17 protein-coding genes, 1 tRNA gene and 1 riboswitch are annotated in these 22265 nt (G+C 59.4%); of the genes, 8 read left to right on the top strand and 10 right to left on the bottom strand.

Annotated features, from left to right (window positions below):
- Position 1: 1 nt before the first annotated feature.
- The 4 genes from I9H09_RS11320 to I9H09_RS11305 form a co-directional block, all read right to left on the bottom strand.
- The gene (locus I9H09_RS11320) at positions 2-3082 is read right to left on the bottom strand and encodes an efflux RND transporter permease subunit (RefSeq protein WP_054997305.1); all 3081 of its coding nucleotides are present in this window, start codon (positions 3080-3082) and stop codon (positions 2-4) included.
- On the bottom strand, positions 3079-4146 hold the full coding sequence (locus I9H09_RS11315; RefSeq protein ID WP_054997355.1) for an efflux RND transporter periplasmic adaptor subunit: 1068 nt from the start codon (positions 4144-4146) through the stop codon (positions 3079-3081). Before I9H09_RS11315 ends, I9H09_RS11320 begins: the two co-directional genes overlap by 4 nt.
- 85 nt (positions 4147-4231) lie before the next feature.
- The gene (locus I9H09_RS11310; RefSeq protein ID WP_005893987.1) at positions 4232-5083 is read right to left on the bottom strand and encodes a MipA/OmpV family protein; all 852 of its coding nucleotides are present in this window, start codon (positions 5081-5083) and stop codon (positions 4232-4234) included.
- A gap of 18 nt (positions 5084-5101) precedes the next feature.
- Entirely contained in the window at positions 5102-6577 is a 1476-nt protein-coding gene (locus I9H09_RS11305) for an efflux transporter outer membrane subunit (RefSeq protein WP_122347614.1), read from the bottom strand.
- Positions 6578-6675: 98 nt separating this feature from the next.
- On the opposite strand from I9H09_RS11305, the gene I9H09_RS11300 reads away from it, so the two are divergent.
- Positions 6676-7365, top strand: coding sequence for a response regulator (locus tag I9H09_RS11300; RefSeq protein WP_024669410.1), 690 nt, complete (start codon positions 6676-6678; stop codon positions 7363-7365).
- Positions 7366-7370: 5 nt separating this feature from the next.
- Positions 7371-8546, top strand: a complete 1176-nt coding sequence (locus tag I9H09_RS11295) for a sensor histidine kinase (protein ID WP_024669411.1) — start codon at positions 7371-7373, stop codon at positions 8544-8546.
- Positions 8547-8567: 21 nt separating this feature from the next.
- On the opposite strand, the gene I9H09_RS11290 is transcribed toward I9H09_RS11295, so the two are convergent.
- On the bottom strand, positions 8568-10055 hold the full coding sequence (locus I9H09_RS11290) for a SulP family inorganic anion transporter (protein WP_122323570.1): 1488 nt from the start codon (positions 10053-10055) through the stop codon (positions 8568-8570).
- 424 nt (positions 10056-10479) lie between these two features.
- Between I9H09_RS11290 and mapR the strand changes: the two genes are divergently transcribed.
- Positions 10480-11889 (top strand): GntR family transcriptional regulator MpaR, encoded by a 1410-nt coding sequence (mapR, locus tag I9H09_RS11285; protein WP_054997354.1) that lies wholly within the window; start codon positions 10480-10482, stop codon positions 11887-11889.
- A gap of 394 nt (positions 11890-12283) precedes the next feature.
- On the opposite strand, the gene I9H09_RS11280 is transcribed toward mapR, so the two are convergent.
- Positions 12284-12359, bottom strand: a tRNA-Asn gene (locus I9H09_RS11280).
- A 240-nt stretch (positions 12360-12599) separates the two neighbouring features.
- Here I9H09_RS11280 and I9H09_RS11275 point away from each other — a divergent pair.
- On the top strand, positions 12600-13514 hold the full coding sequence (locus I9H09_RS11275; RefSeq protein ID WP_122347615.1) for a GGDEF domain-containing protein: 915 nt from the start codon (positions 12600-12602) through the stop codon (positions 13512-13514).
- Between the two features lie 7 nt (positions 13515-13521).
- Here the strand turns inward: I9H09_RS11275 and I9H09_RS11270 are convergent, their stop codons facing one another.
- Genes I9H09_RS11270 through pmrG form a run of 3 tightly spaced genes read right to left on the bottom strand, consistent with a single transcriptional unit; the run spans position 13522 to position 15783 of the window.
- Entirely contained in the window at positions 13522-14196 is a 675-nt protein-coding gene (locus I9H09_RS11270; RefSeq protein ID WP_005893979.1) for a response regulator transcription factor, read from the bottom strand.
- 19 nt (positions 14197-14215) lie between these two features.
- Complete coding sequence (locus tag I9H09_RS11265; protein WP_183130811.1) at positions 14216-15118, bottom strand: phosphatase PAP2 family protein; 903 nt, start codon at positions 15116-15118, stop codon at positions 14216-14218.
- Positions 15085-15783: a lipopolysaccharide core heptose(II)-phosphate phosphatase PmrG gene (gene pmrG, locus I9H09_RS11260; protein WP_005893977.1), complete on the bottom strand. Its 699-nt coding sequence runs from the start codon at positions 15781-15783 to the stop codon at positions 15085-15087. The genes I9H09_RS11265 and pmrG overlap by 34 nt, the downstream gene beginning before the upstream one ends.
- Positions 15784-16125: 342 nt before the next feature.
- A riboswitch (cobalamin riboswitch) is annotated at positions 16126-16325 on the top strand.
- A gap of 137 nt (positions 16326-16462) precedes the next feature.
- On the opposite strand from pmrG, the gene I9H09_RS11255 reads away from it, so the two are divergent.
- The 4 genes from I9H09_RS11255 to I9H09_RS11240 all read left to right on the top strand — a co-directional run bounded on the left by I9H09_RS11255 (position 16463) and on the right by I9H09_RS11240 (position 21395).
- Positions 16463-17476: an ABC transporter substrate-binding protein gene (locus I9H09_RS11255; RefSeq protein WP_122313022.1), complete on the top strand. Its 1014-nt coding sequence runs from the start codon at positions 16463-16465 to the stop codon at positions 17474-17476.
- Positions 17473-18495, top strand: coding sequence for a FecCD family ABC transporter permease (locus I9H09_RS11250; RefSeq protein WP_122313023.1), 1023 nt, complete (start codon positions 17473-17475; stop codon positions 18493-18495). Before I9H09_RS11255 ends, I9H09_RS11250 begins: the two co-directional genes overlap by 4 nt.
- A complete protein-coding gene (locus tag I9H09_RS11245; RefSeq protein WP_122347616.1) occupies positions 18492-19283 on the top strand; it encodes an ABC transporter ATP-binding protein in 792 nt (263 codons plus the stop codon). The genes I9H09_RS11250 and I9H09_RS11245 overlap by 4 nt, the downstream gene beginning before the upstream one ends.
- A gap of 105 nt (positions 19284-19388) precedes the next feature.
- The gene (locus tag I9H09_RS11240; protein ID WP_054990541.1) at positions 19389-21395 is read left to right on the top strand and encodes a peptidase U32 family protein; all 2007 of its coding nucleotides are present in this window, start codon (positions 19389-19391) and stop codon (positions 21393-21395) included.
- Between the two features lie 42 nt (positions 21396-21437).
- Here the strand turns inward: I9H09_RS11240 and I9H09_RS11235 are convergent, their stop codons facing one another.
- Complete coding sequence (locus tag I9H09_RS11235) at positions 21438-21932, bottom strand: GNAT family N-acetyltransferase (RefSeq protein ID WP_005893971.1); 495 nt, start codon at positions 21930-21932, stop codon at positions 21438-21440.
- Positions 21933-22265: the final 333 nt, after the last annotated feature.

The following is a 22265-nucleotide window of genomic DNA, read 5'->3' as shown; positions in this document are numbered from 1 at the left end:
GTCACGAGTGCGATGCGCCTGTATCGCACGTTAAAGTCCGTTCGCGCCTGCGCTCGAGCTTTTCGAACAGCAGCCAGTAAAGAATGGGGATCAGGCCCAGCGTCACCAGCGTGCCAAGAGCAAGCCCGCCCATGATGGTGATCGCCATGCCTTCCCAGAGCGGACCGGCGAACAGCATCAAGGGGATCAGGCCGATGATGCAGGTCAATTTGGTCATCACAATCGGTCGCAAGCGCTTGACCGCTGCATTGACTACCGACTCACGTACAGAAAGCCCGCCCTCGCGCTCGGCTTCAATGCGCTCCAGTAGCAACACCGCGTTATTGACAATGATCCCCGCCAGCGAAAGCAGTCCGAAGGTGGCCATGAAGCCGAACGGATACCCCGTAAGCACCAGCGCCAACGCTACGCCGATGAGCACAAAGGGCACGCTGGAAATGACAATCAGCAATTTGCGGAACGAGTTGAACTGCCAGATAAACAACAGCAGCATCGCCACCAGCGCATGCGGCATGTACTGCAGCAATGCCTGGTTGGCTTCGGCCGAGTCCTCTATCTCGCCACCCAGCTCAATGCGATAACCGGCAGGCAGATTGAGCGCAGCGATTTGCGGTGCCAGTTGTTCGACGATAGACGTAGCCGTCAACGACGGGTTGTGCCCGACCACGGTGATGGCCCGCTCCAGGTTGCGGCGCTGGATGGTCGAGGCTTCGGCTTTTGGCTCCACAGTGGCGATAGCGGACAACATCAGCGGGGCGGCACCTGAAGCCGGATAGATCAGCGTACTGTCCAGCTCGCTGGCGGGCATGCTCGGTGTGCCCTGCTCGCGCGCCACGATAGCCACGGCGGTTTCGCCATCCTGCATTGAAGACACGCTCAGGCCGTTATTCCTCAGTTGCAGGGCCTGCGCAATGTCCTGAGTCGAAACTCCGGCATGCAGTGCCTTGTATTGATCGACCACCACGTCATACCGCAGCAGCCGGTTGCGCCAGTCATCATGTACGTCCAGCGTACCCGGCAACGCCGACAAGGCCTGTTCGATCCTGCGCGCAATCGTGCGCAGTACTTTTTCGTCCGGGCCGATCACTCGATAAATCGCGACGCCTGCCTCGGTGGTGCCCAGTGAAAAGCGTTTGGGCTGTGCTTCTATTTCGGGGTGCTGCGAGAGAAGAAAATGCCGGGTTCGTTCAATCACCTCATCGACATTGGCACCGTCGCGCACGCTGACCGTGAAGTAGGCAACGTCTGGAGCGGACAATGGCGGGTTGAGCCCCAGAACGATTCGTGGACCACCATCGGCCACATAGCCGATGCTGTCTTTGACGTCCTTGTCATTACTCAGCCACTGGCTGATATCACGCACCGCCTGTGACGTCGCACGCGAGCTGCTGCCCGGCTCCAGAACCAGCGGGATCTGGAACTGCATGCGGTCCGACTTCGGTAGAAAGTCGTAGGGCACATGAGTCAGCACTGTGACCGCGATTACCAGCAAGACCGCCATGCTGCCAATGAAAATCAGGTAGTGCCTCAGCAGTCCCTCGATGACTTTTCGATAACCGCGATAGAACACAGATGCATATTCATCGGTGGCAGGCTCCTTTGAATCAACCGGAGACCGGGCGAAGTAAAAGCACAGCAAGGGCGTCACCGTCACACTGAGCAACCAGGAACTAACCAGCGTGGTCGCCAGTACGATTGCCAGTGAACGCAGGTATTCATTGGTACTGGTCTGGCCCAGAAAGAATGGCGAGAACGCCAGCACGATGACCAGTGACGAGGTCAGCAGGGGAATCATCAGCGTTCGCCCCGCTTGCTCACACGCGCTTCGTCGATCCTCTCCGGCATGCAGTCGGCGCTCGATGTCCTCGGCGATGACGATGCCATTATCCACCAGCAACCCCAACGCCAGAATGATCGCGGCGATCGAGACGGTTTGCAGCTCAATCCCCAGAGCACGCATGACCAGCAGCGTACTCAGAATAGTCAACGGCACGATCACCCCGACCACCAAGCCGGTGCGCCAGCCGAGAAACAGCATGACCACGCACATCACGATGACGACCGTTTCGGCCATGACGTGGTACATCTTGCTCATCTCGTGCTTAACCACGTCGGACTGGAACGTCACGATGTGCAAGGTGAAGCCGGCCGGGAGTTGCTGTTCGAGCTCTCCGAGCCGCTTGCGCAACGCGCTGCCGAACGTCTGGACATTAAGGCCCGGCTGCATCGATACCGCCAGAACAACAGCATCCTGCCCTTGATAAATGGCCTCGGTGTCCGGTGGATCGGCTGCGGCCACCGACACCCTGCCCAGGCTTTGCAGCGCAACCGTCTGACCGCTGGACAACTGCACGGGAAACTGGCGAAGCTGCTCAAGCGAAAGTATCTCGCCACTGACCGAGAGCGTCGTGCTCTGCTGGCCGATCACCGGGTTGCCTCCCGGCGCAATAACATTACGCGCCTGCAACTGCTGCATTAGCTGCTGAGGCGAAAGCCCGGCAGCCGCCAGTGTCTGGTGATCGAAGTCCAGATAGATACGCTCTTCTTGCAAGCCGTAGAGCTCGACCTGATCGACACCATCAAGCTCATAAAGCTGGTTGCGCAGCCGTTTTACCGGTCTGCGCATTTCGCTCATGCTGAAACCCGGTGCCGTCACCGCAATGGAAGCTACCGCAACCCGGCCAAAATCGTCATCCACAAAGGGGCCTTGGGTACCCGCTGGAAAAACACCGCTCGCTTCACCTGTCTTGGCCCGCAGTCGCTGCCACAACAGCCCGAGGTCCTTGACGCTGTCATAGGCCGTGACCTGCACAATCACCCGGCCCGGCTTGACCGTAGTGACCACGTTCCTGATATCCGCCAGTTCACGAATTTTCTCTTCAAGCGGCCTGGCAAGCAGCTCCTCGGTGCGTTCAGCGGAAAGACCAGGCAGAGAGACGCTGACCAAGGCATCCCGAACAGTCACCGAAGGCTCTTCCTGAGAAGGAAAACCCATGAAAGTAGCGACGCCGGCCAGCAAAATCAGGCCGGCAGCAAACAGGGTCAGGCGGCTTGCGCGCATTGCTCGATACGTAAGGTTCATGGCGCACTTCCGCTCAAACGCGTACTTGGCTGAAACAGGCTGACAGCCTGCCCGTCCTGCAGGAAGGCGGCTCCGGCAGTCACCACTTGTTCACCTGCAACCAGCCCGCTGGCGATAACCGCTCGCCCTTCTCTGACCGGTCCCAAGGAGACTGCGCGGATCGACACCGTTCCACCCGGTTGATAGACAAATACCTCGGCCGTGTTGCTGCCAGCTCCCATCCATAACGCTTGTATCGGAATAGACAGCGGCTGCGGGCCTGATTCGAGTTGCATCTGCACCAGCAGCGTGACGCCGCTGGGCAGCGTTCGGGCGGGACGCAAGACACGAAATACCGCCGTTCTGACCAGCCCGTCATCGGCCCGTGGAGAAATACCTTCAAGAGCCAGATCGAAGCCTGACGTGTTGTCTGCCGTGCGCGAAGCTCTGGCGAGTTCGCCGGGTTTGAGCTCCTCGGCAAGCGCAACCGGAACAGCCGCGACCACCTGCTGCCCCTCGCCGGATTCGACGTCAAGCACTACCTGCCCGGCAGGCAGCACGCTGCACGGTTCGGCACGGCGCGCAACCACTCGCCCGGAAAAAGGCGCAAGCATCTGGCTACGCTCCAGATCACGACGCGCCAGCGCTAATTCAGCCTGGGCCCGAACCTGCTCGGCCTTGGCTTGCTCGCGGGATGCCAGAGCCGACTCGACAACGCTTTGCGCAACACTGCCTGCAGCGAGCAGATTCTTCTGACGCTGGTAGTTTTGCTCACGCTCGACTGACTGGGCTGCAGCCAGACGCGCGCTGGCCTGCGCCTGCTGCAGATGCAAGGTTGCAGGCTGTCGATCAAGACTGGCGAGCAGCTGGCCCTTCTGCACCGCGTCGCCGACATCGACGCGTATTTCGCTCACGGTGCCGGCGGACTCGAATGCCAGACTGGCGCGCGCCTGCTGCCGAACGGTGCCGATAAAGCGCATCGTGGCCGCCTCGCCAGCGCGCACCGCGTCGACCTTGACGGCACGCACGGCAGCAACGCTGGTCGGGTGTTTGTCGCTGCATCCACTGAGTATCAGGACGATCAAGGCCAGACTGCACAGGTGAGCAGCACATCGCCGCAAGGCAGCAGAAAACGCATCAGGATGAAATCGCATGGCAGGCGTCCACTCTTCAGAAAGCGTAATTCAGGGCAATCAGGCCACTGCCTTCGGCATCGGTCTCGACCAGTGGGCTGCCACGGGTCTGATCGGTGTAATGCGTCACTCCGACGCTGGCGACGCTTGACCAGTGAGCGTCGAAGGTATGCTGCCAGGCGAGAGCCGCTGAATACGCGTAAATGCCGCTGTCGGCCGTAAACCTTGAAAAACCGCTGCGCTGGCTTTGCATCGGGCTTACGCCGAAGTAGGTCTGGTTGTAGCGGCTGTCGCCGGCATGTGCGTCGATGTCGAGCGTCACCGTGTCGGTCTGGCTGTGGTAGGCAATGCCTTCGAAGCCCAACCGGTAACGGTTGCCACGTTTTTCGCCAGCCACTCGTAATTCGGCCTCGGCGCTGGCCGACAGCCAAGGCGCAAGCTGCTGAGAGACCATGAAATCGCCGACGGTGGCGCCCTCGACGGTTCCCATGCCCCTAAGCTCGTTGGAGCCGGGACGATTCCCGCTGTTTTTCTCGGTTCGACCGAAGTCGTAATTGAGCGCCGCACTGGCACCGAACCCGGACGCCGATTGAAACTGAACCCCCAGGCCACGCGTGGTATCAGCGAAAAAGATCCCGCGCTGGACAGTGAGCATCGGCAATACCTGACTGCGATACTCGTCGGCGCCCATGTAGCGCGGCAATACAGCCATGCCCAGACCGAGGTTGACGTTGAACTTGTCGCCGAGAATGGACTGACTGCCCGCAGAATCACCCTCCTGAGCATAGGCCTGGCCGATCAGGGTCATGGTGGCGCAAGCGATCAGCGTGTTGAGCAGCGGCTTGAGCAGAGCAGTTCGCGGGTTAGAATGAGCGAGGTCGTGATTCATGGTGATACTCCGGTTCAGTCAGGGTTTCGAAGGGGTGGCGGGTTCTGCTCCGCGAAGCGCGCGAAACAGGTCAATCCGGTTCTGCTGCAAATCATCGAGCGACCTGCGACAGGCTGCGTCGGCCTCGGCGATGCGGATGCCGGACGCCAGCAATGCGGTACGGTCAGCGGCGCCGGCATTCAACTCAAAGGACAGACGCCGCACTTTTTCCTGCACCAGCGCGACGCGCTCGATCTCGTTGCGGACATGGCCCAAGGCCTGCTGACGTCGGCTCAGCACACCGGACATTTCACGGAATGCGTTCTGCACAGACTGTTCATATTCGGCGACAGCGATCTGCTGGCGTACTTGCGCAAGGTCCAGATTGGCCTGGTTGCGTCCGCCATCGAACAAGGGCAGGTTCAGCTGCGGGCTGAACAGCCAGGCACCGCTGCCGCTGCTGAACAGAGTGCGCAGGCTGTCGCTCTGAATGCCGACCCCGGTAGTGAGTTTTATCGATGGAAAGAATGCTGCGCGCGCGGCGCCGATATTGGCGTTGCCGGCTTTGAGCGCCTCTTCGCGCTGGCGGATGTCGAACCGCTCCAGCAGACGCTGTGAAGGCAGATTCGCCAGCCAGCCCGGCGTCTGGAGCAGCGCGCTGCTCAGCACAGGCCTGTCCGTCGGGGGCGTCAGCAAGGGTGTCGAGTAGCCGGTCAGCAACAGCAAGGCCTGTGATGCACGCGCATGTTCACTGACGGCATCCTGTAGCTGCTGCTGCGCGCTCAATGTATCCACACGCTGCACCAACAGATCATCCAGCGAGACAGCGCCTTGACGCTGCTGCTCTTCGACGGCTTTCACCCACATCGATCGAGCGTCATGCACCGCCTGTGCATCCTGCTGCAATGCAGCGCTCAGCCGCTCTGCCAGCCAGGCGCGCGCTACCTCGGCAACCAGTGCACTGCGCGCAGCCTGCTGACCATAGGTGCTGGCCAGATACTCATGGCGCGCCGCCTCCGACAGGCTGCGCACGCGGCCGAAGAAATCCAGCTCGAAGTCGGAAACACCCACTGATGCAATAGCGATGTCCTGCCCGTAGCGCTCGTCGGCGGCGGCATTATCGAAGTGCTGACGGTCACGCTCGACGCCTGCGGCAATCGTTGGGAACCGATCGGCGCGGCTGATACCGTGCATCGCCCTGGCCTCTTCCACGCGCAGCGCCGCCACACGAAAATCGCGATTAAACGCCAAAGCGGATTGCAGCAGAGCCCGAAGCTCACCCTTGGGTGACAGCTCGGCCGCAAGCGCCTCTTCCTCCGCGCTCAGGACGATGTCGGGAGGTGTCTCGCGAGCAGGTAGCGCAGCCGACAACTGATCTGCGGGAACCGGCAGCGCTGGCCGCTGGTAAGCCGGAACCAGCGAACAACCGGAAACACCGATGCCTAGCAGCACGGCCAGCAGACAGTGGCCTCTCAGGTTTCGGATACGCTTGGACAGCGGTGTACTCATCAGCATAGGATCTGTCCGCGACAGTGGGGTCTGGACGCAATCCTGAACGCCGACTTTCAATAAACCGTTCGCTAATTATCAAGATTTGATCAAGAGGCACCCCCATGTCAGGAAAACGCATTCTTATCGTCGAAGACGATGCCGACAGTGCCAGTATTCTTGAGGCCTACCTGCTTCGTGACGGCTTCATCGTAGGGCTGGCAGAAAACGGCCAGCGCGGCATCGACATGCACCGTCAATGGAAGCCCGACCTGATTCTGCTGGACGTGATGCTGCCGCTGGTCAGCGGCACTGATGTGCTATCGGCGGTAAGACGCTGCAGCGACACACCGGTGATCATGGTGACCGCCATGGGTGATGAGCCTGAAAAACTCGGAGCGCTGCGCTACGGCGCCGACGATTACGTGGTCAAACCCTACAACCCAAAAGAGGTGGTCGCCAGGGTGCATGCAGTGCTCAGGCGTTCACAGCAAAATGGCAATAACGACCGCCACCTGCGCCATCAGCAACTGCTGGTAGACCTCGAATCGGTCACCGCCGTTATCGAGAACGCCGACACCCCGCACACCGTGCTCGACCTCACGCCGACCGAGTTCAAGATTCTATCGACCCTGCTGAAAACCCCGTCCAAGGCTTTCACCCGGGAAGAATTGCTTGAGATCTGCCTCCCCGAGAGCGAGGCGCTGGCCAGAGTGGTCGATGCACATGTGCATAACCTGCGTCGCAAACTTGAAATTCATGGCGTGGATAACGTGCTGGTGACAGTGCGGTCAGTCGGTTATCGATTCAGGTGAAACTCATGCGACCTCTTTTCAGGCACAGGCAGCAACCTTTGTGGCATTGGGTCGGTATGCGCATGAGCATGCTGGCGGTGGGTGCAGTCATCGTGATTGCCTTCTGCATGTGGCTGCACGTCACGGTGTCTGACTGGATGACCGTGCAGGCAATGCCGACCGAGGTGCGCAGCGAATTTCAGCGTCTGCAAGCCGATCCCGAGGCAAACATTGCCAGGCTTCGGGAGCTGTTCGTTCAGTACTATCCCATCGAAAATCTGTTGCCGGGCATTGCCAACAAGGAGTGGTGGGTGTTGTCGGGGCTGGTAGCAGGCGCCATTCCCATCATCATCTTTTTCGGTTTTCTGTTTTCACGTCCGCTCTCCAGTCAGTTTTCGTCGATTGCCCGAGGCGCACGACGCGTTGCTCAGGGCGACTTCAAGACCCGCCTGCCGATGGACGTCAAAGGACCGGAAGAACTACAGGCGCTGGTCAGCGACTTCAATACCATGACCACCCAGCTGGGTCGTTACGAACTGGAGGTCAGTGAATCCAGCGCAATGATCGCCCATGAGCTGAGAACGCCGCTGAACGCCGCCATGGGTCGCGTTCAGGGCATGATCGATGAAGTGTTTCCACGTGATATCGCGCAGCTGGAACTGGTCCATCGGCAGCTCAGCCAACTGAACAAACTGGTCAGCGATCTGCACCTGCTGTCGCTGGCCAGCGCCGGACAGCTGACGCTGGACAAAACTGTGTTTCCCTTGCAAAAACTGGTGGCCGAGCGCTTGAGCTGGTTCGCCACGCAGCTGGATGAAGCGCGCTTGCGTGTAACCCTGGACATACCTCGCCAATTGAACATCACGGCGGACCGGGACCGTATGGGTCAGGTGGTCAATATCCTCGTGGATAACGCGCTGCGCTACTCAGCACAGGGCGGCGAACTGCTGATTGCCGCCAGAGCGACCGCGCGCAATGTCGAACTGACCTTCTCAGACCGCGGCCCGGGTTTCGGTCCGGAAAACCTTGAACAAGTGTTCGACCGCTTCTGGCGCGCAGAGCGTTCGCGGGCACGCTATTCGGGGGGCAGCGGCCTTGGCCTGTCCATCGCCCGCGCTATCTGCGTCGAGCACGAGGCGCATATCGAGGTTCAGGACAGGCCCGGTGGCGGCTCCGTCATCCGGCTACACATGCCGGTCTGAGCCGGGCAAGCGGATAACAGATCAATGCCCCATCAGCGAGTCAATTCCATCAGGCTTGTCGTGTACGCCAAACCTGTCCACCAGCGTGGTCGTGGCGCGGTTCATGCCGACCACCTCCACGCTGGCACCCGCCCTCCTCAGCTTCAGTACCACTTTGTCCAGCGCAGCAACTGCCGTAATGTCCCAGAAGTGCGCCTCGCGAAGATCGATGACCACCGCTTCCACGCTTTCCCGCAGGTCGAATGAAGCCATGAAACGGTCAGCGGAGGCAAAGAACACCTGACCAGTCACATAGTAAGTACGTTGGCTGTGGAGAGGATCGCGTTGCGAGCTGACGTCGAGGTAGTGGGCGATTTTGCTGGCAAAAAACATCGCAGCCAGCAGCGACCCGACTAGCACACCATAGGCCAGGTTGTGTGTGGCCACGACCACCACCACAGTGACAACCATCACGATGTTGGTCGAGAGAGGGTACTCCTTGAGGTTACGGATCGACCCCCAACTGAATGTACTGATGGACACCATGATCATGACCGCCACCAGCGCCGCCATCGGAATGCGCGCCAGCCAGTCGCCCAGAAACAGCATCATGATCAACAGCAACAAGCCCGCACTGAGTGTTGAAAGACGCGTCTTGCCACCAGACTTCACATTGATCATCGACTGACCGATCATGGCGCAGCCGGCCATGCCGCCGATCAGGCCACTGGCAATGTTGGCAATGCCCTGCCCCTTGCACTCCCGATTGCGATCACTGCTGGTGTCGGTCAGGTCGTCGACGATAGTCGCCGTCATCATCGACTCGAGCAGGCCCACAACGGCCAGCGCAGCGGAGTACGGCAGGATGATCAGCAGCGTCTCGATACCCGGCGTGACGTCCGGCCACATGAACGTCGGCAGACTGTCAGGCATCGCGCCCATGTCCCCTACTGTTCTGACGTGAAGCCCCATGTAGATGGAGATCGCAGTGAGCACCAGAATGCACACCAGTGGCGACGGCAGCAATTTGCCCAGTACCGGCACACGTGGAAACAGATAGATGATGGCCAGACCCGCTGCGGTCATTGCATAGACCGGCCAGGTGACGTTTGTCAGCTCCGGCAACTGAGCCATGAAGATCAGAATCGCCAGGGCGTTGACGAAACCGGTGACGACTGAGCGCGATACAAAGCGCATCAGTTCACCCAGCCGCAGATAGCCTGCAATGATCTGCAATACGCCACACAGCAACGTGGCGGCCAGCAGATACTGAAGACCATGCTCTTTCACCAGGTTCACCATCAGCAGGGCCATCGCACCTGTGGCCGCGGAGATCATGGCGGGACGGCCGCCCACGAACGCAATGATCGTGCAGATACAAAACGAGGCATACAGCCCGACTTTCGGGTCCACGCCGGTAATGATCGAGAACGCAATGGCTTCTGGAATCAGGGCCAAGGCGACAACCAGCCCGGCCAGAACATCGGCGCGGACGCTGGAAAACCACGCAGCTTTGATTTTTTCGAGCATAGAAATACCTGTGACAGACGCAGCAGGACGCACAGCAACGCGTGCCGGACGAGCAAGAGCATCAGTTTTCGATTGGGTTGTGATGAACGTGGCAGCGACCGCAAAACGGACACGGCAACAGACGACCGCAGCTAATGGCAGTCAGGGTGTGGCGAGGGGGCGAAGCGCTAAGGCGGCGTAGGCAGCCAGTTGGAACGAGACAAGGACAATTCCTTACAAGGGTAGAAGGACCTGCACATCATAGGCCTATCCGTTTGGAGGGTTCAAGCATGTTTTATCCGCACAAAGTACTTGAATGACAGTTGCCCAGGCATTCCGAGATGAGCGTTCGAAGTCTCTGATATGCTTTTTTGAAAGTATCTTGCGACTGTTCTCTGAGCGCTGTCTGGCTCATCATGGCTGCACCACTCAGACAATGGCGCTTATGAAACGCTACGAAAAGTTCGCAGCCGATATCTCGGAAATGATTCGCAGCGGTGTGCTGCCTGCCGGTGAAAAATTACCTTCTGTCCGGGTCGCAAGTCGTACCTGGTCGGTCAGCCCCGCTACCGTCTTCAAGGCGTATTACCTGCTTGAAGACAAAGGGCTGATACAGGCCCGCGCAAGGTCCGGGTATTACGTGCGAGAACATACGTCCAACGCACTGACCGAACCTGAACTGGTCCGACATGCCAGCGAGGGTACCGAACTTGGGGTCAGCGACCTGATCTTCTCGGTGCTCGGGTCGCTCAAGGACCCTGACACGGTGCCCTTTGGCTCGGCGTTTCCCAGCCCGCATCTGTATCCGCTACCCCGGCTGGCGAAATCGATGGCTTGCGCCGTGCGTGCCATGACGCCATCAGGCATTGTCGGCGACATGACCAGCGGAAATTCCGAACTGCGTCGACAGATCGCCCTGCGTTACATGATCAACGGCTCACGTCTGTCTGCCGACGAGCTGGTGATCACCAACGGCGCCATGGAGGCTTTGAATCTATGCCTGCAATGCGTCACCGAGCCCGGCGACCTGGTCGCCATCGAAGCCCCCGCCTTCTACGCCTGCCTTCAAGTACTCGAACGGCTCAAGCTCAAAGCCGTCGAAATCCCTGTTCATCCGCGTGACGGCGTGGACCTGGACTCGCTGCAGGACAGCCTCTCGCGCTTGCCGATCAAAGCCTGCTGGTTCATGAGCAGCTTCCAGAACCCGCTGGGTGCGAGCATGACTCAAGAGAAAAAGGTCAGGCTCTACGACCTGCTTGAACGGCAGCAGATACCCTTGATCGAAGATGACGTATACGCCGAGCTGTACTACGGCGCCAAGGCGCCCTACCCGGTCAAAAGCCTGGACCGCAGCGGCCTGGTAATGCACTGCAGCTCGTTCTCCAAGACCCTGGCGCCCGGTTACCGTATCGGTTGGGTCGCGGGCGGGCGGTATGCCGAGCAGATCGACCGCCTGAAACTGATGACTACTATTTCACCGTCTGTGCCCGCACAGGCCGCCATCGCCGATTATCTCAAGCACGGCGGCTACGACCGCCATCTGCGCAAACTGCGTGATGTTCTGGAGCTGCAACAGGGCGCAATGCTGGCCGCTGCCGCCCGCTATTTTCCAGCGGCGACACGCGTTACCCGCCCGATCGGCGGCTATTTCCTGTGGTTTGAATTTCCCGAGCAGGTGGATTCGCTGCAGCTGTTCCAGCTTGCGCTGGCGCAAGGCATCAGTCTGGCACCCGGCCCGATATTCTCGGCCTCGCAGCGTTTCAAGAACTGCGCGCGCCTGAACTACGGCACGCCTTGGGATGACCGCAGCGAACAGGCGATGGCGATGCTGGGGCGTATCATCGCGTCGTTCTGAGACCTTAGGACAGCGTGCTTCAAAGGAAACTGATCTGTATTTTTTAGCTGTTTCTGAATCTGTACCAGAAACTCACCGCACACGATAATGGCAACGCATCCAAACGCGCTGCCGAACGCCAGTCATTGGCGTTTGCGGTATGCGATCCAGCACAGCAGCAGGAGAGACTAATGGGCAAGCTCGGACTTTCATTGATCGGTTTTTTGTTATTGGCAATCGGGGTGGGGTTGCTGGGCACTATTTCGCCGTATTGAAGAACGGCCGCAATGCGGATCAGATCTTAAGGCCCTCTCCCCGCACGATAGGCCCCTATAAGCGCAGAAAACAAAAAACCCGCCATAAAGGCGGGTTTTTTGGGTTCAGAAGCTATACAGATTACCTCTGTGCATATGTATGGCTCCACGACCTGGACTCGAACCAGGGACCCAGTGATTAACAGTCACTTGCTCTACCAACTGAGCTATCGCGGAATGAGCGCTATGTTACTGATTCGGAAAAGGAAGTCAAGCAGGCCAGGAAAAAATCCTGTTCGTTCGTCTGGCCGCCATTTCTGACATGACAGAGGTGCAGGTAAAGCAACCGCCGGACGCACGCAGTCGCCCTGCCTGATTCGGTAATGAAAGGTATTTTCAGCCCACCCACCTTCACCCTAGTGTCATGTGCATCTGTTCTGCTGGCCGACAGTCAGCACATCAGGAGCCGTCTTTATCATGTTCAGGATCATCCAACCTCATCGCTGGAAGCTCGCCGTGCTGATGATTGCCGCCAACCTAGGGCTGGCGGCTTTTCTGTCATCGGGCACTGTAAAGCCGGTGAGCGAATGGCAATGGCTCGACATCGTTGGCGAAGGTGGCTCTGCTTTGCTGTCGCTCATCTGGCTGCTTCTGGTGCTCAAGAGACGGCCAGCCGGTCGGGTGACCAACTACCTGTCGGTGGGGCTGAGCTGCGTGTTGTTTTCATGGTGGGTCGACGTGCTGGACGAGTTCATTCGTCTGCCCTCCAAAATCGAATGGGACCATTGGCTGGCGTCCGGCCCGATGCCGGTCGGCCTGATTCTATTGACCCTCGGCATCCACCATTGGCATCGAGAGCAACTGGCAACCCGCGCGCAGGTGGAAAAGCGCGATCGTGGCTTTGGTGACCATCGGCTTTACGACAAGCTGACTCCGCTGGGCAACGCCGACACTCTGCAGCGGCAATTGATCGTAAGCCTTGAGCAAAGCCTCTGCCAGCAGCAACCGCTGTCGCTGCTGGCACTGGATATCGACGGTTTCAGCGCTATCAACAAAACGTTTGGTCATGCAGAGGGAGATGAAGTGCTGTCGGCGCTCAGCCATTTGCTGGCGCTCAACCTGCGTCGTCATGACCTGCTATGCAGGCTTGCCGGCGACCGCTTTGTAGTGCTGCTGCCCGATACTGGCGAGAGTCAGGCAAAGCTGTTGGCGCTGGAGTTGCAGCACGCAGTCGCCAGCCTGGCGCACAAAACCCGACAACAGGGTGAGCGTCTTCATCTGTCAGCCAGTGTGGCGGTGGTGATGGCGCTCAACGAAACACCAGACAACCTGCTACGTCGTCTCAACCTGTCACTGGCCCGCGCCCGGCGACCGCTGACGCGCACTGCCTGAGCATGCGTCAACGCTGTACGCACAGCTTGTAGCCAAGCCCGTGAGCGGTATGCAAAAGCGGCGTGTCATGGCCGTTGTGCAGTGTGCGCCTGAGGATGTGAATGCTGCTGCGCAGGCTGCTGCTGTTCGGTGCGTCGCGCCCCCACAGTACCGCTTCAAGCTCGGAATGCTTCACGATATGCGGGCTTTTGCGCATCAACAACTCCAGCAGCTTCATGCTGGTCGGGTTCAGCTTCAATGACACCTCGTTACGGGTGACCTCCAGGGTGTCGAGGTCAAAGCGCAGGTCGGCCACCATCAGCACCCGGCTGTCCTTGCGCTGCCGTCGCCCCACTACTGCTTCTATCCGGGCCAGCACTTCGGCCATTGCAAAAGGCTTGGTGATGTAATCATCGGCCCCGACCTTGAAGCCGATCAGACGATCGTCCAGCTCATCGCGAGCGCTGAGCATGACGATCGCGACTTCCGACTTCGAGTACTGACGCAGGCTGCGGCAGATCTGGTTTCCATCAATGCCCGGTAACATGATGTCCAGAACGATTGCATCAAAACGTTTCGAGGCGGCCAGGTGCAGCCCGCTCAGACCATCCAGCGCACCTTCGACCGCATGCCCTCGGAGTTCGAAAAACTCCAGCAGGTTATCGTGGATATCGCGGTGGTCTTCAATCACCAGAATGTTCATCGCAACGCCTTCCTGTTTTCTATCCAGCTGACCGGGTCAGGGTAGCCGATGACTTCAGGGGGCGAACGAGAGGCTGGTCATTACCATACGACAATGACCCCTTGCGGACAGGCCTCTGCAGCTTTGCCCGGCCGTAAAAGCACAAGGCAACCAGCAGGGAACTCAGCCACACAACGATACCCGCCCAGAAGGTGTGTGACATGTAGTGCCAGCCCTGAAGCACCCGCGTCGTGCCGTAGATCATGCCGAGCAACAGAATACCTGCCAGCAGCACGTTCGAATGCTGCCAGCAATAGCGCCGCGCCACGAAGTACAGGGCCAGCAGGCTGAATGCACTGGAAGCATGCCCGCCCGGCCAGCATCGCCCGGCACCTGCTTCATGCAGAAGATTGAAGTTCCTGAACCATTCGATATGTGCCTGAGTACCACCGTACAGCGTCGTTTCGACCGGGCAATACACGCTGGTGTGGCTTTTCAGGTAATGGATCATCCCTGTGCTCACCGCAAACGCGACCGTTACAAAAAAGAAATCGAGACGATGCCTGCGGGCGAATTGCAGAGGGCGTTCAAGCCGGGCGCGTATGGCGAGCTGCGTCAGGCCCGAGTTCCTGCGTCGCTCCAGCAGGGGCCAGACGAACGACATGATCGCACCGATTATTGCCAGTTCGCCGGTCAGGTTGGGGATGATCCTGGCCCATTTGTGGGTGATGGTCTCGAACAGATGAATTTGCCCAATGGGAAATACACCAGCGGCCGAATCAAACAGCATGTCGCTCAATTGCCGGTCGATGTTGGTCAGGTCAAACGTCACGAAAACCAGTAACGCGAGAAACACGGGTACACCCAGATTAATGCCGTAAAAACGCAGTCTGGTGCTGGTTGTTGTCGTCAATTGAATTGCTCGCTGTTGAGGTTGGCCCATTGTTCGGCACTCAGAGACCCAAGCAGTTTTGGCTGATGGCGTTCATCCATCCGCACGAAAAATGCTTCGGCATAATCACTCGAGCGCTCACCGCCCGGTACACCGACCTTGCGCTCGAACTGGTCGATACAACCACTGTGGGTGACCAGCACCAGATTTTCACCGCCGACCTTATGCGCCTGCACCGCTTTCATGAAGCCGCTGTCGCAGTCGTTAATCCAGTCCTGCGCGACGACCGCATGCCCTGCCAGCAGCTCTGCCGTCTGCTGGGTGCGCACTTTCGGGCTGGTGACCATGCGTGCGTGATCCATGCCCATCTTTTGCATGCCAGCGCCGACCGCCAGCGCTGCGTCGCGGCCTTTGGAGGTGATGCCGTCGGCGCTGGCCATGCACGGGTTCGTCGAGCGGTCACAGCGCTCGGCGTGCCGGATCATGACCACCACGTCACCGCGCAACCAGTGTTCGCGCAGCCCGGAGGTTTTCAGATTGTTACCGGCGCCGAGGTCCACCACATGTACGCCCGAGAACGCCATGTAGCACCACGCACAAATCGCTGCCAGGACAACGACCACCGACAACAAAGCGACGTGCTGATGCATTTTGAAGCGCTGGCGGATGCCTGTACCGGAAAGCAGATTCTTGTTGTTGATTACCGTGTCAGCCAAGTGACCACTCCTACACTGAGCCCATATGCAGCGGTGACCCGAGAAGCCCCCGAAGTCATGACCGCTCCCATGAAAGAAACATAGGTTCAGCATGGTGCCGAAGCAGTGAAGAAGATGTGAAAAGCGTGTTGGGAGCAAACACGCTGTTTTATCGTGAACACCTCTAAAATCAAGGCTTAGAGGCTTTTGGCGAATCAAACATGAAGATAATTTAAGCGTTTTTACGAACGTCGAGCGTGGCGAAGCCGGTTCGATGGCACAACCGTGCCTGCGTTTGCCGGTCAGGGCGCGTCCGAGCGAACGACCGCACGCGCAAAGCATTAGCCACTAAAACCCTTATCGTTTACCATGCCGGCCGTCGGTTTCCGAGAGGAACTAACAGGGAATTCGCACGCCTTGTGTCAACAAGGTCGAAACGAAACTGCCCCCGCAACTGTAGGCATCGAGCCTGCTCCATGACTGCCACTGGACTCGGGTCCGGGAAGGCCGGAGCGAGGTGATGACATGCCAGTCAGGAGACCTGCCGACCCGATTCAACCAACTAACCGGCGGGGTGTCCGGGAAGGACATCCGCACGCGTCGGCAGTTTCTGCCGTGCCCGGTCTTTTTTGACACGCCGGGGATGTGTTTTCCTATGTGCATTGCGCCTTGGCACCTGTCCCAATGGAGACTGCACTTCATGTCGTTGCCCCGCCTCGCCGCACTCGCTGCCTGCATGACGCTGTCCACGCTGACCTTTGCCGCGCCCACGCAATATCCCTTGACCCTTGAAAACTGCGGCTCGTCCCTGACCTTCGCCCACGCACCCGGCAAGGCCGTGACCATTGGCCAGGCTGGCACCGAAATGCTTTATGAGTTGGGCCTGGGCGACAAGCTGGTCGGCACTTCGCTGTGGTTCAACAATGTGCTGCCGCGCTTCAAGGCGCAGAACGACAAGGTAGAACGTCTGGCTGATAACGAACCGGGCTTTGAAGCGGTGATCGGCAAGCGTCCTGAACTGGTGGTCGTGCAACTGGAATGGATGGTCGGCAAACAGGGCGCGGTCGGTACCCGCGAGCAGTTTCATGACCTGAAGATCCCGACCTATATCCTGCCGTCCGATTGCGAGGGCAAAGACAATCTGGTCGGCGCCGATGGCACGCGCCTGGAGCCGTTCCGCATCGAGACCATCTACAAAAGCATCGAACAGCTGGCGCAGATTTTCGATGTGCAGGATCGCGGCGCTACGCTGGTCGCCGACCTCAGGGCGCGCCTGAGCGCGGCGATTGCCAACGTCAGACAGAACAAGGCCAACGATGTGTCAGCGCTGTTCTGGTTTTCCAGCTCGGACATCGCCAGCGATCCTTTCGTGGCGGGCCGCAAAGGCATTCCGGACTTCATGCTCAACAGCCTGGGCATGCGCAACATCGTCCAGTCCGATGAAGAATGGCCAACCGTAGGCTGGGAAACCATTGCCAAGGCCAACCCGAGCATTCTGGTGATCGCGCGCATGGATCGTCGCCGCTTTCCGGCCGACGACTACCAGAAGAAGATCGAATTTCTGAAGACCGACCCGGTAACGCGCAACATGGATGCGGTCAAGCATGACCGGATCGTTATCATCGACGCCGAGGGCATGCAGGCCGGCCTGCGCCTGTTCACCGGTTTCGAAGAGCTGGCCGACGCCGCCAATCGCTTCAACGCCGCACGATGAGACTGCCTGTAGCGCTTGGCCATCTGGTCTGGGTTGCCGCCGTGCTGGTGCTGGCGATCATGGTTGGCGCGGCGATAGGTGAAACCTCGATCAGCCTGAAGGTGGTTTTTCAGGTACTGGCCAACAAACTCTGGGCAGCCAACTATGTGCTCGACCCTATCGATGAAGGCATCGTCTGGAATTACCGGCTGACCCGCGCCATTGTGGCGGCAGCCTGTGGGGCCGGCCTGGCGATCTGCGGCGTGGTATTGCAATCGTTGCTGCGCAACCCGCTGGCCGACCCGTATTTGCTGGGTATTTCTGCCGGGGCCTCGACCGGCGCGGTACTGGTGGCCATTCTGGGCTTCGGGGCAGGCGCAATTTCCATGTCGGCCGGTGCATTCGCTGGCGCCGTGGCAGCGTTTTCGCTGGTCGCCCTGCTGGCGCATTCATCCCGAGGCACCACTGCCTCCGTGCAGATCATTCTGGCGGGTATCGCCGGCTCACAGCTATTCAACGCGCTGACCTCGTTCATGATCACCAAATCCGCCAGTTCCGAGCAGGCTCGGGGCATCATGTTCTGGCTGCTGGGCAACCTCAGCGGCGTACGCTGGCATTCGGTCTGGCTGGCCGTGCCGACGGTGCTGGTGGGTCTGCTGGTGTGCCTCTGGTACAGACGCGCGCTGGACGCCTTCACCTTCGGCAGCGACTCGGCAGCGTCTCTCGGCATAGCGGTACGGCGCGTGCAGATCATCCTGATCGCCACAGCAGCACTGGTCACCGCGATCATGGTCTCGATTGTCGGCTCCATCGGTTTTGTAGGGCTGGTGATTCCGCACGCGGTGCGCATGCTGGTCGGCGTACGTCACGCACGGCTGGTGCCCCTGAGCGCCTTGAGCGGCGCGCTGTTTCTGATCGCCGCCGACATCCTTTCGCGCACTCTGATCAAGGGGCAGGCACTGCCGATCGGGGTCATCACTGCACTGATCGGCGCACCGGTCTTCGCACTGATTCTTGTCCGGGGCAACAGCACGCGATGAACGCCTTCCCACATCTGTCTGGCGCACCGGTACTTGGTTGCAAGGGCCTGAGCTACTCGGTACGGGGCACTGCACTGCTGAAGGATGTCGACCTGAACATCACGGCAGGCGAAACGCTGGCCGTGGTCGGCCCCAACGGTTCGGGCAAATCCACCCTGCTCAAGCTGCTGGCCGGTATTCAGAAGCCGGTCACTGGCAGGGTCACGCTGGGTGATCAGCCACTCTCGGCCATGAGCCGCAGAGACGTGGCGCGTATGCTGGCCGTGGTCGAACAACAGGCTGAAACCAGCGACGCAGTGACCGTGCTGGACGCCGTCGAGCTGGGACGCACGCCCTGGCTGTCAGCGCTGGAACCCTGGAGCGCCGAGGACGATGCCATCGTTCACCAGGCCCTGCAGGACGTGGACATGCTGCACATGCAGAAACGTGCCTGGCATACCCTGTCCGGTGGCGAACGGCAACGCGTTCATATCGCCAGAGCACTGGCTCAACGACCGCGAATCCTGCTGCTGGACGAACCGACCAACCACTTGGACATCCAGCATCAGCTGACTATTCTCGGCCTGGTCAAAGCCTTGCCGGTGACGACAGTGATTGCCCTGCACGACCTGAATCAGGCGCTGGATTGCGACCGGGTGGCGGTCATGGAAAAAGGCCAATTGGTGGCGCTGGGGGCGCCGGAGAAAGTCCTCACACCGGAACGTCTGCTCAGCACCTTCGGCGTCCTTGCGCACTGGCTGACCGACCCTTTCGACGGCACGAAAATCCTGCGATTGCGCTCAATCTGACGCTACGCCGGTGGTCAGCCCGTGACAGGCAGGAACCGGCAACAGGTGCGCCGCGCCGCCTGTGGCACTACAATGCGCGCTTTGCCGCTGCCGGATCCCGTTGCCATGTCGTTACCCAAGCACCACCTGGAATTGCTCAGCCCTGCACGGGACGTGACCATCGCCCGTGAAGCCATCCTGCATGGTGCCGACGCGGTGTACATCGGCGGGCCGAGCTTTGGTGCGCGACACAACGCCTGCAACGACGTCAGTGATATTGCCGAGCTGGTGAAATTCGCCCATCGCTATCACGCACGGATCTTCACCACGATCAACACCATCCTGCATGACGACGAGCTGGAGCCCGCCCGCAAGCTGATCCACCAGCTCTACGACGCAGGCGTCGATGCGCTGATCGTTCAGGACCTTGGGGTCATGGAACTGGATATCCCGCCCATCGAACTGCATGCCAGCACCCAGACCGATATTCGTACTCTCGGTCGGGCAAAGTTTCTCGATCAGGCCGGTTTCTCGCAACTGGTGCTGGCTCGCGAGCTGAACCTGCAGGAAATCCGTGAAATCGCCAGTGAAACCGACGCGACCATCGAGTTCTTCATTCATGGCGCGCTGTGCGTGGCGTTCTCCGGGCAGTGCAACATCTCACACGCGCAAAACGGCCGCAGCGCGAACCGTGGCGACTGCTCGCAAGCCTGCCGCCTGCCCTACACGCTCAAGGATGATCAGGGCCGCGTCGTCGCATTCGAAAAACACCTGCTTTCGATGAAAGACAACAACCAGAGCGCCAACCTGAGCGATCTGGTCGATGCCGGCGTGCGCTCGTTCAAGATTGAAGGTCGTTATAAAGACGCAGCCTACGTCAAAAACATTACCGCCTATTACCGCCAGCGTCTGGACGAGATTCTCGAGGATCGCCCGGACCTGGCACGCGCATCAAGCGGGCATACCGCGCACTTCTTCGTGCCTGACCCGGAAAAGACTTTTCACCGTGGCAGCACCGATTATTTTGTCAGCGACCGCAAGATCGATATCGGCGCGTTCGATACGCCGACCTTCACCGGCCTGGCAGTGGGTACCGTCGAGAAACTCGGCAAGCGTGATCTGATCGCAGTCACCCATGAGCCGCTGTCCAACGGTGACGGCCTCAACGTGCAGATCAAACGTGAAGTGGTGGGCTTTCGGGCCAACATCGCCGAACTCAAAGGCGAATTCGAAGAAGACGGCCAGAAGCGCTGGCGCTATCGCGTAGAGCCGAACGAAATGCCGGCAGCCCTCTCCCGCGTGCGACCGAACCATCCGCTGAACCGCAACCTGGATCACAACTGGCAGCAGGCATTGCTAAAAACCTCAGCCGAGCGCCGCATCGGCATCCAGTGGCAGGTCATGCTGCGCGAGGAGCATCTGAGCCTGAATGCCATCAGCGAGGAAGGCGTGAGCGTGACAGTTGGCCTGGACGGCCCGTTTGGTGCTGCCAACAAGCCCGAGCAGGCACTGGATCAACTGCGTGACCTGCTTACCCAGCTGGGCACCACGATCTACCACGCTCAGGGGGTCAAGCTCGACGCGCCACAGGCTTACTTCGTGCCCAACTCGCAGCTCAAGACCCTGCGCCGCGACGCCATCGAGGCGCTGACCGAAGCCCGGGTCAAGGCTCACCCGCGCGGTGGACGCAAGGCCGAGACCACACCGCCGCCGGTTTATCCAGATTCGCATCTGTCTTTCCTGGCCAACGTCTACAACCAGAAAGCCCGCGATTTCTATCATCGTCATGGCGTACAGCTGATTGACGCAGCATACGAGGCTCATGAAGAGACGGGCGAGGTGCCGGTGATGATCACCAAGCACTGCCTACGCTTCTCGTTCAACCTCTGCCCCAAACAGGCAAAGGGCGTCACAGGCGTGCGCACTAAGGTCGCACCGATGCAACTGGTGCACGGTGACGAAGTGCTGACCCTCAAGTTCGACTGCAAGCCGTGTGAAATGCACGTGATCGGCAAGATGAAAGGCCACATCCTTGATCTGCCATTGCCAGGCAGCGCGGCGGCAAAATCGGTGGTTGGCCACATCACGCCGGAAGACCTGCTCAAAACCGCACGCCAGCGTCACCCGCGCTGATCGGCAACCGGGGGGCTGTTGAATGCCCCCCCTTTTCGCCTTCTACAGCACACGCTCCATATGGGTCGTGTTCCACACCGGATCGCTTTCCACATCGGTCACGGCAAAGCCCTGCTTTTCCCAGAAACGAATGGCACCTGGCAGAAACGGGTGGGTGTGCAGATAAAGTACCTCTATCGCATCAGCATCGGCATGAGCCCAAAGCGCCTGACATAGCCGGCTGGCCAGGCCATCGCAGCGAAATTGGGGCGCGACGTACAGGCGTACGATCTCGACGGTCCTACGCCCTGTGTAGTCGAATTGCGGAAAACGATGGTCGTAAGGCAGATAGCCTACGGCTGCGATGATTCGCTCGTCACAGCGGGCAATCAGGAATTTTCCGTTTTCGCCACTCAGGTAAACCTGTTCGAAACCGGCCAGATCAGGAGGCACGGTCACGGTATCGAGCAATGGAAATATCTCGGCACGGGCCCGCATGACGAAGTCGACGGTGTGCGGTATGTCGGCGGGATGTACTTCGGTAATGATGATATTCATGGCAATTGGCTTGGCTGGGGGTCGCAGGTTAATACAAATTCTGAGCCAGGCAGAGTAAGTTAGCCGCCCCTCTTACCATTGCTCGCGTCTTGCACAAGCCTGTTCTTTACTCTGGCCAAAGACCGTGGGAGCGAAGTTGTTCACGAAGATGTACAGACTGAAATCTCGACCGCATTTGAGGCAGCACACAGGCCACTCGCACCAATGCAAGGCAAGAACTGATGTGCACAATCTGACACGTCGCTCTCCAGACGCTACCACACAGTGCCTGGGCAGCCGCAGCTGAAAACTGGCACAACCTCTGCATAATTCACTATAACCCCACCATGAATG

It is taken from the genome of Pseudomonas tremae (genome assembly GCF_023278125.1).
In the GTDB taxonomy this organism is placed as follows: domain Bacteria; phylum Pseudomonadota; class Gammaproteobacteria; order Pseudomonadales; family Pseudomonadaceae; genus Aquipseudomonas; species Aquipseudomonas tremae.
This window is presented reverse-complemented; position numbering and strand designations above follow the sequence as displayed.

What these genes read in the sequence shown, in the direction of transcription:
- I9H09_RS11265 (WP_183130811.1), bottom strand. Translation starts at nt 15,118, where the DNA reads ATGGGCCAACCTCAACAGCGAGCAATTCAATTGACGACAACAACCAGC.
- I9H09_RS11270 (WP_005893979.1), bottom strand. Translation starts at nt 14,196, where the DNA reads ATGAACATTCTGGTGATTGAAGACCACCGCGATATCCACGATAACCTG.
- I9H09_RS11245 (WP_122347616.1), top strand. Translation starts at nt 18,492, where the DNA reads ATGAACGCCTTCCCACATCTGTCTGGCGCACCGGTACTTGGTTGCAAG.
- I9H09_RS11250 (WP_122313023.1), top strand. Translation starts at nt 17,473, where the DNA reads ATGAGACTGCCTGTAGCGCTTGGCCATCTGGTCTGGGTTGCCGCCGTG.
- I9H09_RS11255 (WP_122313022.1), top strand. Translation starts at nt 16,463, where the DNA reads ATGTCGTTGCCCCGCCTCGCCGCACTCGCTGCCTGCATGACGCTGTCC.
- I9H09_RS11320 (WP_054997305.1), bottom strand. Translation starts at nt 3,082, where the DNA reads ATGAACCTTACGTATCGAGCAATGCGCGCAAGCCGCCTGACCCTGTTT.
- I9H09_RS11305 (WP_122347614.1), bottom strand. Translation starts at nt 6,577, where the DNA reads ATGCTGATGAGTACACCGCTGTCCAAGCGTATCCGAAACCTGAGAGGC.
- I9H09_RS11300 (WP_024669410.1), top strand. Translation starts at nt 6,676, where the DNA reads ATGTCAGGAAAACGCATTCTTATCGTCGAAGACGATGCCGACAGTGCC.
- I9H09_RS11240 (WP_054990541.1), top strand. Translation starts at nt 19,389, where the DNA reads ATGTCGTTACCCAAGCACCACCTGGAATTGCTCAGCCCTGCACGGGAC.
- I9H09_RS11310 (WP_005893987.1), bottom strand. Translation starts at nt 5,083, where the DNA reads ATGAATCACGACCTCGCTCATTCTAACCCGCGAACTGCTCTGCTCAAG.
- I9H09_RS11275 (WP_122347615.1), top strand. Translation starts at nt 12,600, where the DNA reads ATGTTCAGGATCATCCAACCTCATCGCTGGAAGCTCGCCGTGCTGATG.
- I9H09_RS11290 (WP_122323570.1), bottom strand. Translation starts at nt 10,055, where the DNA reads ATGCTCGAAAAAATCAAAGCTGCGTGGTTTTCCAGCGTCCGCGCCGAT.
- I9H09_RS11295 (WP_024669411.1), top strand. Translation starts at nt 7,371, where the DNA reads ATGCGACCTCTTTTCAGGCACAGGCAGCAACCTTTGTGGCATTGGGTC.
- mapR (WP_054997354.1), top strand. Translation starts at nt 10,480, where the DNA reads ATGAAACGCTACGAAAAGTTCGCAGCCGATATCTCGGAAATGATTCGC.
- I9H09_RS11235 (WP_005893971.1), bottom strand. Translation starts at nt 21,932, where the DNA reads ATGAATATCATCATTACCGAAGTACATCCCGCCGACATACCGCACACC.